The sequence below is a fragment of the Variovorax sp. GW821-FHT09B01 genome, assembly GCF_059418345.1.
Window position 1 is genome coordinate 332,606 of record NZ_JBWKPQ010000004.1, and the last position, 14,773, is coordinate 347,378.

Annotated in this window: 16 protein-coding genes; 4 read left to right on the forward strand and 12 right to left on the reverse strand. The window is 67.6% G+C overall.

Annotation, left to right across the window (positions count from 1 at the left end):
• Positions 1-3: 3 nt before the first annotated feature.
• The 5 genes from AC07RV_RS16050 to AC07RV_RS16070 are packed head-to-tail and all read right to left on the reverse strand — an operon-like array spanning position 4 to position 3,416.
• Complete coding sequence (locus tag AC07RV_RS16050; RefSeq protein ID WP_444852500.1) at positions 4-660, reverse strand: pilus assembly PilX family protein; 657 nt, start codon at positions 658-660, stop codon at positions 4-6.
• Between the two features lie 2 nt (positions 661-662).
• Entirely contained in the window at positions 663-1,838 is a 1,176-nt protein-coding gene (locus tag AC07RV_RS16055) for a PilW family protein (protein WP_296774874.1), read from the reverse strand.
• Entirely contained in the window at positions 1,838-2,317 is a 480-nt protein-coding gene (gene pilV, locus AC07RV_RS16060) for a type IV pilus modification protein PilV (RefSeq protein ID WP_296774877.1), read from the reverse strand. Before pilV ends, AC07RV_RS16055 begins: the two co-directional genes overlap by 1 nt.
• Complete coding sequence (locus AC07RV_RS16065) at positions 2,311-2,916, reverse strand: pilus assembly FimT family protein (RefSeq protein WP_296774880.1); 606 nt, start codon at positions 2,914-2,916, stop codon at positions 2,311-2,313. Before AC07RV_RS16065 ends, pilV begins: the two co-directional genes overlap by 7 nt.
• 17 nt (positions 2,917-2,933) lie before the next feature.
• Positions 2,934-3,416, reverse strand: a complete 483-nt coding sequence (locus AC07RV_RS16070; protein WP_296774883.1) for a type IV pilin protein — start codon at positions 3,414-3,416, stop codon at positions 2,934-2,936.
• A gap of 236 nt (positions 3,417-3,652) precedes the next feature.
• On the opposite strand from AC07RV_RS16070, the gene AC07RV_RS16075 reads away from it, so the two are divergent.
• Complete coding sequence (locus AC07RV_RS16075) at positions 3,653-5,383, forward strand: PglL family O-oligosaccharyltransferase (protein ID WP_296774886.1); 1,731 nt, start codon at positions 3,653-3,655, stop codon at positions 5,381-5,383.
• Here the strand turns inward: AC07RV_RS16075 and moaC are convergent.
• The gene (gene moaC, locus AC07RV_RS16080) at positions 5,380-5,871 is read right to left on the reverse strand and encodes a cyclic pyranopterin monophosphate synthase MoaC (protein WP_296774889.1); all 492 of its coding nucleotides are present in this window, start codon (positions 5,869-5,871) and stop codon (positions 5,380-5,382) included. The genes AC07RV_RS16075 and moaC overlap by 4 nt on opposite strands.
• A gap of 53 nt (positions 5,872-5,924) precedes the next feature.
• Between moaC and AC07RV_RS16085 the strand changes: the two genes are divergently transcribed.
• Positions 5,925-7,511 (forward strand): M48 family metalloprotease, encoded by a 1,587-nt coding sequence (locus tag AC07RV_RS16085; protein WP_444814118.1) that lies wholly within the window; start codon positions 5,925-5,927, stop codon positions 7,509-7,511.
• 25 nt (positions 7,512-7,536) lie between these two features.
• Here AC07RV_RS16085 and AC07RV_RS16090 read toward each other — a convergent pair whose 3' ends face one another.
• The 3 genes from AC07RV_RS16090 to AC07RV_RS16100 all read right to left on the reverse strand — a co-directional run bounded on the left by AC07RV_RS16090 (position 7,537) and on the right by AC07RV_RS16100 (position 9,350).
• A complete protein-coding gene (locus AC07RV_RS16090; RefSeq protein ID WP_093351452.1) occupies positions 7,537-7,890 on the reverse strand; it encodes a phage holin family protein in 354 nt (117 codons plus the stop codon).
• 170 nt (positions 7,891-8,060) lie between these two features.
• Positions 8,061-8,525, reverse strand: coding sequence for a hypothetical protein (locus AC07RV_RS16095; protein ID WP_296774893.1), 465 nt, complete (start codon positions 8,523-8,525; stop codon positions 8,061-8,063).
• Between the two features lie 78 nt (positions 8,526-8,603).
• Positions 8,604-9,350 carry a TerC family protein gene (locus AC07RV_RS16100; RefSeq protein ID WP_093351445.1) on the reverse strand — a complete coding sequence of 249 codons (747 nt, stop codon included), beginning with the start codon at positions 9,348-9,350 and terminating at the stop codon, positions 8,604-8,606.
• 495 nt (positions 9,351-9,845) lie between these two features.
• Here AC07RV_RS16100 and AC07RV_RS16105 point away from each other — a divergent pair, with 495 nt between their 5' ends.
• Together AC07RV_RS16105 and AC07RV_RS16110 are read left to right on the forward strand one after the other, a co-directional pair.
• Positions 9,846-10,319 (forward strand): DUF3717 domain-containing protein, encoded by a 474-nt coding sequence (locus AC07RV_RS16105; protein WP_296774898.1) that lies wholly within the window; start codon positions 9,846-9,848, stop codon positions 10,317-10,319.
• A 12-nt stretch (positions 10,320-10,331) separates the two neighbouring features.
• On the forward strand, positions 10,332-10,634 hold the full coding sequence (locus tag AC07RV_RS16110) for a DUF2007 domain-containing protein (protein ID WP_203203371.1): 303 nt from the start codon (positions 10,332-10,334) through the stop codon (positions 10,632-10,634).
• A 9-nt stretch (positions 10,635-10,643) separates the two neighbouring features.
• Here the strand turns inward: AC07RV_RS16110 and AC07RV_RS16115 are convergent, their stop codons facing one another.
• From AC07RV_RS16115 to AC07RV_RS16125, 3 genes are all read right to left on the reverse strand, one after another.
• Positions 10,644-11,204: a YaeQ family protein gene (locus tag AC07RV_RS16115; RefSeq protein WP_296774906.1), complete on the reverse strand. Its 561-nt coding sequence runs from the start codon at positions 11,202-11,204 to the stop codon at positions 10,644-10,646.
• Between the two features lie 64 nt (positions 11,205-11,268).
• A complete protein-coding gene (locus tag AC07RV_RS16120) occupies positions 11,269-13,404 on the reverse strand; it encodes a TonB-dependent receptor family protein (RefSeq protein WP_296775102.1) in 2,136 nt (711 codons plus the stop codon).
• 141 nt (positions 13,405-13,545) lie between these two features.
• Entirely contained in the window at positions 13,546-14,679 is a 1,134-nt protein-coding gene (locus AC07RV_RS16125; protein ID WP_296774908.1) for a PepSY-associated TM helix domain-containing protein, read from the reverse strand.
• Positions 14,680-14,773 lie beyond the last annotated feature (94 nt).

Below are 14,773 nucleotides of genomic sequence, written 5' to 3' on the forward strand. Positions count from 1 at the left end.
GCCCTAGAGTTGAACGATGGTTTCGATGTAGCTCACCGAGTTGCGGGAGCCACGCACCTGCACCACGATGCGGTAGAAGGCGCCGGCGGCGGGCTGGGAAATCGATCTCTCGCCTGCTTCGTGACCGCTACTTGCGGCACTGGTGGCTGTTGCGCAGTTGTTGGTGCCGGTGACGGCCGTCGACACGGCACCGGTCAAGCTGCAGAGACGGAAGATGGTGTACGCGAGCTGGTTGTTGCCGTTGGGCGTCGTGCCGGCATCGACGGCCTTCAGCGAGCAACTGCCATTGGTGCCTGCATAGGCGCAGGTGCCGTCGGCATACCAATCGATCAACTGGCGCGAGGTGTTGCTCGCGTACTGCCGGCCCGTGACGTCGAGCGGTGCGGTGCTGTCGGTGTCGCGCGAAGTGGCGTAGTAGCCGCTGTTGGGGACATCCGCCGTCAGGTCGGCCTGGCCCTTGAGCCACACGAAGGCCTTGCGCGCGGCCTGGTCGCCCGCCGCGGTGGCGTCCTGCTTGAAGCTCAGGTTACCGAGCAACAAGGCTCCCGTGTCGACTGACCGTACCAGCGAGAGCGTCGCCAGTCCCAGGATTACCAATGCGATCAAGGCGAAGATCAATGCCGCGCCCTTTTGGCGGCGAAATGCGATGAGGCGGTGCATGTTCAGCTGGCGGAGTTCCACAGCACGTTGCGCAGTGGAATGATGGTGTCGTAGACCCGGTAGCGGTAGTGCTTCCAATCCGGTACGTGACTGACCTTGATCGACAGGCATTTGCTGCCGTCGTGGCAAGCCGCAGCGCCCGTGACGGTTGCGCTGGCGCCGAGGTCCCAAAGAGGATCGGCCTGGGTCACGGCGTCGGTTTCGTCGGCTTTCTTGATCGGCTCGTACTGGGTACTGCGGGCCACCACCGCGATGCGGATCGCCAGGACCTGCTGCCAGCCGGCACTGGTCGTGGGTGTGCTGCTGTCATAGGTGTCGACCACACCGTCGTTGTTCGTGTCTTTTCCGTACAGCGCTTGCAGATTCACGATGTTGGGAAAGAGCTCGGAGGTGGATCCCGCGGCAGTTGCCGTACGTGTCGTGATCTGCAGCGCGAGATTGCTGCTGATCGAATAGGAGCTGTAGCCCAGGCCACCAAGATTGAGCAGGTAGCTGGCCGTGATGGCGGAGAGCGCGGAGTTGTTGTTCCAGCTGGGAAGCGCACCTTCGACATGCGGCACGCGCAGCGCCCACAGCCCCGTGTTGCTCGACGTGCCGGCGCCGTCATCGGTGACCGAGAACAGGCGGCAGGGCGCAGAGACTCCCCATGGATCCGGAATAGCGACCATCAGGTCGCCCGCCTTCACGCCCAGTGACGACTGCACGGTGAAGTAGTCAGAGGATTGCGCGGTCACCGTCACGGGTACCGAGAAGCCGGCCGTCCGGCTTTGAAGGATCGTCACCGTGTCGGGAGCGCCACTGGCCCCGTCGGTGATTTCGACGGGCGCCAGGGTGGAGGCGAAGGTTTCGGCCGTGGCGCCGGCATTGAGCTTGAATGTGCCCTGAAGCGGACAGCCCATCGCATCCGGCTTGATCGCCAGGCCATAGCCCGCCATGGCGATATCGCGTTGCAGCGTGTAGGCCGCCAATGCACCATTGATCTGTGCATCGTTCCCGCTCGCGATGGTGCGCTTGCGGCTCTCGCTCGTTGCGAGGATCTGCGTGATGACGAGCACGGTCAGCAGTCCCAGCAGCAGGCCGACCATGAGCTCGACGAGCGTGAGTCCATGCATGCGCGACCGAGAAACAAGTGCGGGCGGCGCGAACGACCGCGCGGGGACGTGATGGGGGCGTGTCATCAGCTGGCCGCCTTCGCGGAGACGTTGCTCTGCGTTTCGTAGGTGTGGGTGCTTCCGCCGGGCAGTGCCCACTGGATCCGCACCGAGACATTCCCGGCATTGGTACCCGTTCCCACCGTGATGGCGGCGGTCGCGCCCGGAAGAAGCAGGGCGAGCTTGTCGCGCCATTCGGTGCAGGAGGTGGCGCTGCATGAATCGGTTCCGGCATAGCTGCTGAGGTTGCTGATGTCGGCCCACATGCGACCGATCAGTTCGCTGGCCAGGTACGCCGCGTTCGCACGCGTGTTGGCCTCGCTCTCGGCCCGGACCAATGCAGTCTGCAGGCCGATGAATCCCAGGATGCCGAACATGAAGATCAGCAGCGCGACCAACACCTCTATCAGGACGATGCCGCGATGGCTTCTTCCCCGCGATGGGACATGTGGCCGGAGGGGACGGATGCGGGACGAGGCGCGCATGGCGACGAGATCCTTCAACATTTGCGGGGATCGTTGGTCTGAATGGAGGACCGCGGGTCGCAGATGCGGACCCCGCCCCCCGTCTCGACGATGACCATGAGGTCGAGGTAGGTGGTGTCGGTCTTGGGGCCGGTGATCCGCACGCGATTCAGCGGCGAGGATGTGGTGTCCAGGCGTCCGAGGCCATCGAAGGTCGTCGTGGTGGCAGCGGTACCTACAACTGTCTTGTCGCTCGTATTGGAAGAACTGCCCGCCGAGATCTTGACGCCGCTACTCGAGGAGCCGATCGCGCGCGACCCGAGGATGGAGGCGTTCCCGCACTTGCCTGCCGGCGAAGTGGTGTTGATCACCCATGAGCCGCTCGTGGATGACAGCGCGCAACTGTTGTCCATCGTGCTGCCATTGGTCAGCGATACGAGGTAGAACGACACGCTTTGATTGCGGCGGACGGCCTCCATCCGCGCTGCCTGGAGACCCGCCTGCAAGCCGTCCGCCGCGCTCCGGATACGGGTGTTGTCGAGCCATACGCCAATGCTGGGCAAGGCGACGAGCAACCCGACGGCCAGCACCGCCATGGTGACGACCAGCTCGATCAGCGTGAAGCCGCGGACGCGGTGCATGTGTCGCATCGGGAGACTCAGCAAGCGCTGGACCGTGTCAGCCAGCAGTTGGCGGAAACGGTGGCGCCTTTGAATTTCGATGTCGAGCGATTGCCGTTCTGATCGATGGAATAGACATCGTTCTTCACTTGGCCGCTCGTACCCGTTGCACTGATGGAATAGGCCTGCTGCGCCCCGTCCGTGATCGTGCAGGCGTAACTGAATCGGTTCGTGGCCTTGAATTCGTTCCAGCTGGACGCCGTCGCGTCGTTGGCGCAAGTGGTGCCTGAGCCGTACTTTCGGTTGTCCTGGTAGTACTGCTCCATCTTGGCGCGGAAGTCGGAGAGTGCGTTGAACGCTTCCGGCTGCTGGCCACGGCGGATGTAGTCGTTGTACGAGGGCAAGGCGATCGCTGCCAGGATGGCAATGAGGGCCACGACGATCATCATCTCGATGAGGGTGAAGCCCGGTGCGCGGGCCACGGGCGCGATGCGACGGGGCGGAAAAATGGAAAACTTCAAGGGCACCTCTCGGGGATGGACCGGGTTGGGTGACGAATGTGCGTGCACCTGACAATGGTCACAGAATGTCTCCAATTGTGTTTTATTGCAAAACCACTGATCCAGAGCGGCCGACCATTCGTCAGCAACAGCAGGTGTCGATCAAGGGTTGTGCATACTTTGTTTGTAAATAGTTTGGATTTCATTGCCTGAGGCCATGGTCCGCCCGTCGTGCCGCCGAGCAACAATCGCTTTGGATGTCCTCGGTCCTCAAGCGAACCCCTCTACTCGGAAACGCCTCCCGCATCGGCTGCGCGGGACTCGTCGCGCTTCCATTTCTCTGCCCGCTGGTGGCGGGCCCGTCCGCCAATGCCTGGCAACTGCTCGCTTCCGGGCTGTGCGCCGCCCTGCTGCTGCTGTCGGCGCGCGGTGACGTCATCGATCGACGTCTGGTCGTCTGGCTGGGTTGCTGCGCCGTGGCAATCGCGATCTCGTTCCAAGGCTTCGCGGACCTGCGATCCATGGCCTGCGCGGCGCTGGCTGGCATCGCTTTGTCGGCCCTCGCCGGGGCGAGCCGGGAGGGCAAGGCCGTATCCATTCCGGCTGCATTGGCCTGGGGAATCCTGGCGGTCGGCGTCGCCAACGCGGTTGTCGGTCTGCTCCAGTACAGCAACCTTGCCAAAACCCTGCTCCCCTGGATCACCTCTCCCACCTCCGGCCGTGCCTGGGGCACGCTGCGCCAGCCCAATCAGTTCGCCACGTTGATCAGCCTGGCGCTGGTCGCCGCCCTTTGGTTGCATGCGACGTGGGACTCCCGCCGTATGCGAATCAGCCTCATCGCAGCCGTCGTGCTGCTGATTGCCGCCACCGCTGCGTCAGGCTCTCGCACCGGCGTGCTGCAACTCGCGCTGATCGCGGTCGCGGCAGGGGCGGTGGCCTGGAAGGAGCGCCGCGCCCTAACTCCGGCCCGCCGCCTGCCCCCACCCCTGGCGCTGCTGGCCATGCTCCCCCTCTACTTCGCCCTGAATTGGCTGCTACCCCAGCTCGCAGCCATCGGCACCAGCCACAAGGCCGTCGCCTCAGCCGGCGCCCTGGTCCAACGCCTCCAACCCACCGCCCTAGGCAACGAAAGCCGCCTCATCCTCTGGCACAACGTCCTCTCCCTGATCGCCGAACGCCCCTTCACCGGCTGGGGCTGGGGCGAACTCAGCTACGCCCACTTCATGGCCGTCTACCCGGGCCCGCGTTTCCCGGTGCTCCTGGACAACGCCCATAACCTCCCCCTGCACCTCGCAGTAGAACTCGGCATCCCCGCCGCCGTGCTGATCTGCGGCGGTTTCCTCTGGCTGGTGATCTCCGCCCGCCCCTGGCGCGAGCGCGACCCGAACCGGCTCATGGCCTGGGGCCTGCTGGCCGTCATCCTCGTGCACAGCCTGCTCGAGTACCCGTTGTGGTACGGCCCCTTCCAGCTGGTCTTCGGCCTGTGCCTGGGCATGCTGTGGCCTGCGCGCGCCAGCGGCGATCGAGCGTCGCCGCCATCGAAGAAGACAAAGGCATGGCTCCCCGACGGCCGAAAGCTCTCGGCCCTGGCGAGCATCGCCCTGCTCTCGTTCGTCGTCTACGCCGCCTGGGACTACACCCGCATCAGCCAGATCTACCTGCCGCGCGACGAACGCCTACCGCCCTGGCAGGACGACACGCTCGCCAAGGTCCGGGATTCCTGGTTGTTCGCGCGCCAGGTCGATTTCGCCGAATTGACGCTGACGCCGGTCACGCACGAGAACGCGGCGCGGATGCATGCGCTCGCCGAGCGGACGCTGCATTTCTCGCCGGAGCCGCGCGTGATCGTCAAGCTGATCGAGAGCGCCGAACTCTCGGGCCGTGAGGGCGAAGCGCGCCTGATCGCCGAACGTTTCAGGGTGGCATATCCGGGCGCCTACGCCCACTGGCTCAGGCAGAACCCGGGTGACAGGGCCCCGGCGCCCTAGGCTGCAGGAGCCGTCCAGCTCCCCGACTTCCCGCCATGCTTCTCCACCACATGCACCCCGGTGACCGTCATCCCCCGGTCCACCGCCTTGCACATGTCGTACACGGTCAGGAGCGCGATCTGCACGGCGGTCAGCGCCTCCATCTCGACGCCGGTCGGCCCAACGGTCTCGACCGTGGCGGTGCATCGCACATGCGGTGTCGCGTCGCCAACCTCGGAGAGCGCCAGGTCGACCGCCACCCGGGTGATGGCCAGCGGATGGCACAGCGGGATCAGGTCGCTGGTCTTCTTGGCGGCCTGGATGCCGGCGATGCGCGCGATGCCGAGCACGTCGCCCTTCTTCGCGCTGCCCGAGGCGATCAGCGCCAGAGTCTCGGGCCGCATCTCGATGCGGCCGGTGGCCACGGCCACGCGATGGGTGGCGGGCTTGGCGGCGACGTCGACCATGTGGGCCTGGCCCTGGGCGTCGAAATGGGTGAGTGAGCTCATGGTGAACGTTCAAGAGGGAGGTGCATCATACGAGCCCGAGTTCTGGACAAGCCATGCCACGCTGGACCCCACCCCCTCGCAAGAAACGACCCTTCGTCCCCGCCCTGCGGACGGTTTGCGCTAGCGTTTTAATAGCGTCCCAGGTGCTGATGCCGCCGCTGGCGCGCGCGCAATTGCTGCCGGGGCTCGGCGACGGCGGCGAGATGACGGCGACCGCCGAGCGCCACCTGGGCGACCAGATCGCGCGCGAGCTCTACCGCGACACCGACTACATCGACGATCCGGTGATCGCCGACTACGTGCAGGAGATCTGGCAGCGCCTGCTGGCGGCGGCGCGGGTGCGCGGTGAACTCACGCCCGAACTCGACGAGCGCTATGCCTGGGTGGTGATGCTGGGGCGCGATCGCAACATCAACGCCTTCGCGTTGCCGGGCGGCTACCTCGGGCTCAACCTCGGGCTGGTGGCGGCGGTGGGCAGCCGCGACGAGCTGGCGACCGTGCTCGGGCACGAGCTGTCGCACGTCACGCAGCGGCACATCGCCCGCATGATGGACAAGCAGAACAAGCAGTTCCCGTTGATGCTCGCGGGCCTGATCCTCGGCATGATCGCCGCGGGCAAGAGCCGCAGCGGTGGCGACGCGGGCCAGGCGATGGTCCTGGGCAGCCAGGCGGCGTTCATGCAGAACCAGTTGAACTTTTCGCGCGACATGGAGCGCGAGGCCGACCGCGTGGGCTTCGGCGTGATGACGCAGGCCGGCTTCGCGCCGCAGGGCGCGGCCACGATGTTCGAGAAGCTGCAGTACGCCTCGCGGCTCAATGACAACGGCTCCTTCCCTTACCTGCGCAGCCATCCGCTGACGACCGAGCGCATCTCCGACATGCAGGGCCGCTTCCAGTTCCGCATGGACTCGGTGCCGCCGCCGGTGCTGCTGATGGACCATGCGATGGTCTCCTCGCGCGCGCGCGTGCTGACGCGCCCCGGCGTCGACGTGCTGCGGCAATGGGTCGACGCGGCCTCGACCGGCGAGTTCGCCAAGAGCACGCCGGCCCAGCAGGCGGGCACGCTCTACGCGGCGGCGCTGTCGGCCAAGGAGTTACGCGACTACAAGGCCGCGCGCGCGCTGGCGCAGCGGCTGGTCGAGCGCACGGCGGAAGACGTGCCGGCCGCGCGCCAGGCGCGCTGGCTGCAGGCCGAGATCGAACTGGCGGCCGGCGGCGCGGGCGTGGCCAAGGCGGCCTCGCTGCTCGACGGCAAGGCCAAGTCGCGGCCCGAGATGCTGCTGGCGGCCGATGTCGCGGTGGCGAGCCGCCAACCCGCGCCGATGATCCCGGTGCTGCGCGACTGGGTGGCGGCGAATCCGCGCGACGCCACGGCCTGGCGCACGCTGGCCAATCTCTACGGCGCGCAGAACGACACGCTGCATGCGGTGCGCGCGGACGCCGAATCGAACGTGGCGATCCTCGACTATCCGGCGGCGCGCGACCGTTTCAAGGCGGCGCAGGAACTGATCCGCCAGAGCCAGAGCGGCCGACCGGGCGCGGTGCCGATCGACCACTTCGAGGCGTCGATCATCGACACCCGCGCGCGCGAGATCGAGGTGCTGGTGAAGCGGCAGGCCGAGGAGCCTGCGCTGCGTTGAGCCAGGGGGAGGTGGATCAGGTGGATCAGCGGCGCGTCAGCAGCCCGCCGAGCGCGCTCTCGATCAGCAGGCTGAGCACCGAGTAGAGCAGCGAACCCACGAGCGCGGCGAGGAAGCCGTTGACGTGGAAGCCCGCCAGCAGGCCGGACGCGGCCCAGAACATCAGCGCATTGATCACGAACAGGAACAGCCCGAGCGTGACGATGGTGACCGGCAGCGTGAGCACCACCAGCACCGGGCGCACGATCATGTTGAGCAGGCCGATGACGACGGCCGCGATCAGCGCCGAGCCGAAACTGCTGACCTGGACGCCGCTGTAGAGGTAGGCCACCGCAAGCAGCGCCACCGCGCTGAGCAGCCATTTGAGGAGGATGCGCATGCGTCCCAGGATACCGCAGCACCGGGGCGGCGGCGAGACGGACATGCCCGCGAACCCGCGTGGGACGGGGCGTCGGCACCGCGATGCCCATCGGCATGGGCACAAAAAAAACGGCTCCCGAAGGAGCCGTCGTCTGAGCGGGAAGGCGCGGCGCTGACGCCGCGATCCTCTTATTCCGCCAGTTCGTTCGCCAGCACCAGCAGCGCGCCCATGCCCATCACGGCACCGGGAAAGGCCCAGCCTTGCTGGCCGGCCGGCTTCTGCTCGGGCGTGACCGGCTCGAGGTCCACGCCGACCTTCGGACGACGGGCGTCGACCACGTGGACGGCCATGTGCTCGCGCTTGAGCTGCTGCGTGAGCTCGGTCAGCGGACCCTTGGCCAGCACGGCCGTGACCTGCCCCCCATTGCGCTCCAGCAGCGGCAGCAGCTGCGCCTGCAGCTTGCTGAACCACTTCGCACGCCAGTTCTCGCGTGCGCTATGGCTCACCCACTTGCTGATGCGATGCGTCATGCGCGGCGCGCAGGCCACCAGCACCCAGTGACGCGCCACGACGGCGTCGGCGTCCGGCGCCAGTTCGGCGAACTGTTCGCAGGCGTAGACGACGTCGTCGACGTAAAGAATGATCTTTTCCATAGGGTGCTCCTTCAGGTAGTTAGAGTGGCAGAGACGGGTCGAAATGGATAGGGGACTTTCGTGGGGCGGGCAACGGGCTCAGCTCGCGGTGGCCGGCGTCGACGCCTTGGCGCGGGCCTGGCGCGAAGCCACCCACTTGCCGATGGCCAGCACCAGCAGGGCACCGGCGATGCCGGCGGCGTACTTCACGACATCGGTCTGCGGCACCTTCGGCACCCAGGTCCAGGCGGCGGCGTTGGCCAGCGCGGGGTCGGACACGGCCATGGTGCCGGCGATCCAGCCCAGCAGCATGCCGCCGAGCGTGATGATCATCGGGAAGCGGTCCATCAGCTTGATCACGAGCTGGCTGCCCCAGACGATGATCGGGATGCTCACGAGCAGGCCGAAGATCACGAGCGGCATCTGGTGGCCTTCGCCGGCGCCTTGGGCGGCACCCGCGATGGCGATCACGTTGTCGACGCTCATCACGAGGTCGGCAATGATCACGGTCTTGACGGCACCCCAGAGCCTGTCGCTGCCGGCGATGTTGCCGTGCGCGTCGTCATGCTCGGGCGCCAGCAGCTTGATGCCGATCCACAGCAGCAGGATCGCGCCCACGAGCTTCAGGAACGGAATGGCCAGCAGGGTCAGCGCGAAGAAGATCAGGATCACGCGCAGCAGGATGGCGCCGGCGGTGCCCCACAGGATGCCCTGCGTGCGCTGGGCCGGCGGCAGCTTGCGGCAGGCCAGCGCGATCACGACGGCGTTGTCGCCGCCAAGAAGGATGTCGATCATGATGATCTGACCGACGGCGACCCAGAATTCCGGGGTCATGAACTGTTCCATAGTTTCCTCTGTGTCTTGTGACCGTCCCGCCCCACCGTTGCGTGGTGGCCGCGGGCATGGCACATGCGATGCGTTTCGATTCATCCCGGGCGGGCTGATCGAAGCGAGGAAATGAAACCGGGTGACACCGGGGGATCCAACGACGCTTCGACCAAACCTGCACAGGTTCAAATCGAAGGTCTGGCTCGGCACGCGCACGGCCGTTCGCCGACATGCGCAATGCCCGACAGGCCGGAAGTGTTGTGCTTCGTATTGACGACCTGGCGATGTCCGTCGTGGGTGCGACGGCCGGGAGCTACTCCCCTTCGTGGGCGCGATTAGAGCATCGGCGCTCGCGCGCTGGCAACCGAAAGTTTCAAGCCTTCAAACGGAAGGCGCTCAAAACCTGCATTGCGACAAGGTCTATTGCTACAAATTTGGTAGCGCCTATAACCTTCGAGGGTCTCGGGACATTGGCGGACTATGATCGCCCGCCCTGCCGATCTTTCTGCGTTCATGGCCGCCATCCACATCACCGACATCGAGGCCGCCATCAATCACTGGCGCGAGAAGAGCCCCTCGCCCGATGGCGTCACGCTCGCGCCCGAGCTGCGCGCGCTGGCCGAGGTCTATGCGCTCATGGTCTATCACCACGAGGACGAGGTCGACGAGGTCGGCTTCCCGGCCAAGGCCTGGGCCGCCTGGCTGGATTGGTACCAGAGCACGCCCGACACCCCCTGCATCGCGATCTGCTCCACCAGCCAGGGCGACGACCAGTGCAAGGGCTGCGGGCGCAGCTTCGACGAGGTGCAGCACTGGCCCGCGATGACGCCGGCCGAGAAGCGCGTCACCTGGCGCCGCATCACCATGGAGGATTCGGCCTGGCGCTTCAACCGCTATGCCGAGCGCGCGCGCGAGGCCGAGCCGCCGAAGTGGCCCGACGAGCCGGACGATCCCGCCGTGCCCACCGGGCCCGAAGACGCGAGCTGAGCGGCCGGCCCGATGCGTCGCCTCGCGCAAGCGCCCAACCTCGCCATCGCGACGCTGTGGGTGCATGCGCTGCGCGAGGACGGCGTGGCCGCGACTGTGCAGCGCGAGTACCTGGGCGCGGCGGCCGGCCAGCTGCCGCCCGATCAGTGCCTGCCCGAGATCTGGATCGACGACGAAAGCCAGTTCGAGCTCGCGCAGCGGCTGCTGCATGCGCTGCAGCACCGGCCGCAGCGCAGCTGGCAGTGCGTCTGCGGCGAGCGGATCGAGGGCGGCTTCGAGCAGTGCTGGCAGTGCGGCGAGATGATGCCGCTCTGAGATTCCAGGCTACTTCCAGCGCAGCAGCTCGATGTCGACGCTGTTCGCGCCGTCGCCGAGCGTCAGCGTGTTCTCCTGGATCGTCGCCTGCAGCTGCATCGAGCGCTGCGCCAGTGCCGCGAGCGCCTGCGAGGCGGCGGTGGGCACGCGGTAGACGCGCAGGTTCTGCGGCCGCGAGAGCTTGTTCTCGATGCCGCGCCACCAGATCTCGGCCGCGTGGTTGAAGCAGTAGACGATCACCTCGTCGGCCTTGCCGCAGGCCTTGATGACGGGCTTGTCCTCGGGCTGGCCGACCTCGATCCACAGCCGGGTCTGGCCCGTGAAGTCGCGCAGCCAGACATCGGGCTCGTCCACGTTCGACAGGCCGGCGCCGAAGGCCAGCGTGCCGTCGCCGTTGCAGATGTCCTGCAACTGGTGCGCGTTGAGCGCCAGCGCGACCAGCCGGATCATCATCCGCTCGTCGGTCTCGCTCGGATGGCGCGCCAGCGTGAGCGCGTGGTCGGCGTAGTAGCCGTGGTCGATGTCGGCCACCGCGAGGTTGGCCTTGAAGATGGTGGATTTGAGCGCCATGGGTGCGCGAGTGTATGCGCGCGCTCCCGGGCCGGCGCCGGCCCGGGAACTGCTCGCCGGCCGATCAGTAGGCGACCGAGGCCTGCAGGTACACGGTGCGCGGCTGGCCCACGTACTTGCCGCCGTTGTTGTCCACCGAGCGGTTGAAGTAGCGGCGGTCGAACAGGTTCTTCACGCCCACGGCCAGCTTGAGGTTGCGCATCGTCGGGCCGAAGTCGTAGCCGGCGCGCACGTTCATCACCGCGTAGCCGGGGATGTTGCCGAGGCGGCCGGTGCTGTCCTCGAGCGTGACGTAGCGCGCATTGGTGTCGGGCGAGCCCGGCGAGCGCTGCTTCGACTGCGCGTAGACGTCGGCGTTGAAGGTCCACGGGCCGCGCTCGTAGCGCGCGCCCAGCGTGGCCACCTGGCGCGAGTAGAACGGCAGGTCGCGGCCCGCGAAGGCGCCGGCCTTCTGGATCGCCTGCGTGTAGGTGTAGGTCGCCGACACCGACAGCCCCTTGAGGGCGGGGCTCAGGTCGCCGAGCTCGTAGCGCAGCGCCGATTCCAGGCCGCGGTGGCGCGTGGCGCCCAGGTCGGTCCACTGGCCGACGTCGCCGGTGATCGAGCGCGCGAGCTGCAGCTCCTTGTCGAAGTCGATGTTGAACAGCGTGAGCTCCGAACTCCAGGCCTCGCCCTTGTAGTGCGTGCCGATCTCATAGGTCTTCGCCTTCTCGGGATGCAGGCCGTCGGTGGACTGGGCGAGCTGCGCGTACTGCTGCGGCCCGAAGGACACGCCGGCGTTCGCGAACAGCGACCAGCGCTCGTTCATGCGGTACATCACCGAGACGGTCGGCAGCCATTCGTTGGAGTCGATCTTCGGCGCGATCACGCTGGTGATGCGGCTGTTGGTGAGCCCCACCACGTCGTTGTGCGAGCGGATCGCCTCGTAGCGCACGCCGGGCGTCACGGTCCAGTTGCCGAAGTCGATGCGGTCGTCGATGTAGAAGGCGTTGGCGGTGGTGCCGCCGGCGCTGGTCTGGTAGGCCGGCTGCGCCAGCGTGCTGGCGTCGAAGCCCAGGCGCGGGCGGTAGTAGCTGCTGCGCGTGGCCACTTCCGAGCTGGACTCCTTGAGGTAGCGGTAGCCCACGCTGACTTCCTGCACCACGCTGCCCGAGTCGATGAGGCGCGAGTAGCGCGGCTCGATCGCGAAGGTGTGGTACTCGCGCGGCGCCGCGGTCAGGCGGCGCTGGTTGGCGGTGGTGCCCGTGCCTTCCTGCTCAAGGTGGCTGCCGCGGAACGAGTCGGTGTAGTAGGTCAGCAGTTCGAACTTGTTGATGCCGTCGTTGTGCGTGTAGCGCAGCGAGCCGTCGGTGCGCCGTCCGGTGAACTCGTCGAAGGGACGGTCCGACTGGAACGGGTTCAGCGCGTACTGCGCCGTCGTCAGGCCGCCGGGCATGCGGCCCTGGCCCTCGAAGTGGTGCAGCGCCACCGCGATGTCGTCGGTCTTCGAGAAGCGGTAGCTGCCCTTGAGCATCACGTCGTCGATGTTGGTCTTGTCGTTGCTCTGGCGAAAGCCCTCGCCGTGCGTGCCCGAGTACAGCAGCGCCAGGCCCAGGCCCTTGTCGTTGGTGCCGCCGACGAACACGCTGGGCGTGGACTTGGTGCCGCCGCCATGGCCCGCGCTCTCCACGCCGACGCTCGCCTCGGCGGCGAACTTCTCGGGGATCGAGCGCGTCACGAAGTTGATGATGCCGCCCACGTTCTGCGGTCCGAAGCGCACCGAGCCGGCGCCGCGCACCACGTCCACGGTCTCGATGTTGCCCAGCGACAGCGGCGCCAGCGACAGCTGTGGCTGGCCGTAGGGCGCGTAGGCCAGCGGCACGCCGTCCATCAGGATGGTGGAGCGCGGCGACAGGCGCGAGGTCAGGCCGCGCACGCCGACGTTCAGCGAGATGTCGCTGCCGCCGGTGCCGTTGCTCTCCTGCACCTGCACGCCGGGGATCTGGCGCAGCACGTCGCGCACGCTCGACGAGCCGCTCTCGCGGATCTGGCGCTGTTCGACGATGGTCCGCGCGCCGGGATGCTCGACGACCTTCTTCTCGGTCGGGCTGCCGAGCCAGTCACCGGTGACGGTGATGGCCTCGAGCGCCTTGCCGTCGGCGCCCGCGGGCACGTCGCCCTCGGCGGCGAAGCCGGGCAGGCTCAGGGGAAGCAGGGCCATCGCGATGGCGGTGCGTTGGAAGGGGGACACGGGAACTCCTCGGGTTTTTGAAATTGAAGAAGGAACGGGCGGGCGTGGGGCGCGTCGTTCGGGCAGGACGGCGTCGTCGCGCCGTCGTCGTCGAATCGCCTGGCGTGAGGCTCAGGACGAGGGGCGCGCGACCGCGGCGCTGCGCCTGGCCGCCTCGGCCGCCGTGCGGCGGCGCCGCCACCAGAGCCAGATGCCGCTGAAGCCCAGGCCGCCGAGCGCGAGGCCCAGCAGCGCGGTCACGATCTCGTGGACCACGCCGCCGAGCTCGCCGGTGTGCAGCGGGAAGATCACCGCCACCGAGCCGTTGCCGGCATCGAGCTCCTGCCACTTGCGCGCGGCCAGCACCTCGCCGGTGATCGGGTGGAGCCAGGCCGAGCTGATGCCGTTGGGATGCGGGTCGTCGGGCAGCTTGAAGCGAACGCGCACGGGCCGGTCGGCCTTGCCGGGCACCGCCACGTAGCCGATCGGCTGGCCCGGATGCACCTGCTGCGCGCGCGCCACGATCTCGTCCAGCGACAGGCGCGGGCCCTGGGCCGCGCCCTTGGCGATCGTCGGCGCCTTGACCGGCTTCTGCCCCATGGCGGCGGAGATGAAATCGCCCAGCGGCCGCCAGGCCATGTAGGCCCCCGTGGCGACCGACACCGCGATCAGCAGGCCGAGCACCGCGCCGCCCGTGCGGTGCAGGTCGAACAGCCCGCGCAGCAGGCCGCGGTTCAGCACGATGCGCAGCGAGGGCGGCCAGCGCGTCGGCCACCACAGCACCAGGCCCGTCACCAGCAGCACCAGGTAGGACAGCGCGACGAAGGCCAGGATGCCCTTGCCGGTGCTGTCGAGCAGCAGGCTGTTGTGGATCTTGTAGATCAGGTTGTAGGCACCTTCCTGGGTGCCGCGCCGGCCCTGTTCGGCGCCGGTGAAGGGGTCGAGGTAGACCGTGCCGTCCCAGCTGCCGCGCACCAGCACCCAGTAGCTGTCGCCGGGCTGGCGCGGCGGGCGCAGGGTCAGGTTGGTGTCGGGGCCGAACTCGGCCAGCAACCGCTGGCGCAGCGGTTCCAACGGCAGCCGCGCCGCGGTGGCGTCGCCGGCCGTGCGTGCGACGAACAGCTCGGGATGGGCCTGGCGATCGAGCGGCTGGCCCACGACCAGTGCCGCGCCGAGCAGGGCGGTGACGGCGAGGATCGGGCCGAGCGTGAGGCCGACCCAGCGGTGGATCTTGAGCCAGAGACGTCGCAGGGAAGCGCGCAGCATGGACAACGGGGACGCCGAGGCGTCCCGCACGGAAGTGTTGCTGGCTGGCGCACGGCCGGCATGCGGCGTGCGTTGGCTAGGAAATTGGAAGGAA

What these genes read in the sequence shown, in the direction of transcription:
- AC07RV_RS16085 (WP_444814118.1), top strand. Translation starts at nt 5,925, where the DNA reads ATGCCACGCTGGACCCCACCCCCTCGCAAGAAACGACCCTTCGTCCCC.
- AC07RV_RS16125 (WP_296774908.1), bottom strand. Translation starts at nt 14,679, where the DNA reads ATGCTGCGCGCTTCCCTGCGACGTCTCTGGCTCAAGATCCACCGCTGG.
- AC07RV_RS16115 (WP_296774906.1), bottom strand. Translation starts at nt 11,204, where the DNA reads ATGGCGCTCAAATCCACCATCTTCAAGGCCAACCTCGCGGTGGCCGAC.
- AC07RV_RS16065 (WP_296774880.1), bottom strand. Translation starts at nt 2,916, where the DNA reads ATGCACCGCGTCCGCGGCTTCACGCTGATCGAGCTGGTCGTCACCATG.
- AC07RV_RS16120 (WP_296775102.1), bottom strand. Translation starts at nt 13,404, where the DNA reads ATGGCCCTGCTTCCCCTGAGCCTGCCCGGCTTCGCCGCCGAGGGCGAC.
- AC07RV_RS16100 (WP_093351445.1), bottom strand. Translation starts at nt 9,350, where the DNA reads ATGGAACAGTTCATGACCCCGGAATTCTGGGTCGCCGTCGGTCAGATC.
- moaC (WP_296774889.1), bottom strand. Translation starts at nt 5,871, where the DNA reads ATGAGCTCACTCACCCATTTCGACGCCCAGGGCCAGGCCCACATGGTC.
- AC07RV_RS16075 (WP_296774886.1), top strand. Translation starts at nt 3,653, where the DNA reads ATGTCCTCGGTCCTCAAGCGAACCCCTCTACTCGGAAACGCCTCCCGC.
- AC07RV_RS16055 (WP_296774874.1), bottom strand. Translation starts at nt 1,838, where the DNA reads ATGACACGCCCCCATCACGTCCCCGCGCGGTCGTTCGCGCCGCCCGCA.
- pilV (WP_296774877.1), bottom strand. Translation starts at nt 2,317, where the DNA reads ATGTTGAAGGATCTCGTCGCCATGCGCGCCTCGTCCCGCATCCGTCCC.
- AC07RV_RS16110 (WP_203203371.1), top strand. Translation starts at nt 10,332, where the DNA reads ATGCGTCGCCTCGCGCAAGCGCCCAACCTCGCCATCGCGACGCTGTGG.
- AC07RV_RS16090 (WP_093351452.1), bottom strand. Translation starts at nt 7,890, where the DNA reads ATGCGCATCCTCCTCAAATGGCTGCTCAGCGCGGTGGCGCTGCTTGCG.
- AC07RV_RS16050 (WP_444852500.1), bottom strand. Translation starts at nt 660, where the DNA reads ATGCACCGCCTCATCGCATTTCGCCGCCAAAAGGGCGCGGCATTGATC.
- AC07RV_RS16095 (WP_296774893.1), bottom strand. Translation starts at nt 8,525, where the DNA reads ATGGAAAAGATCATTCTTTACGTCGACGACGTCGTCTACGCCTGCGAA.
- AC07RV_RS16105 (WP_296774898.1), top strand. Translation starts at nt 9,846, where the DNA reads ATGGCCGCCATCCACATCACCGACATCGAGGCCGCCATCAATCACTGG.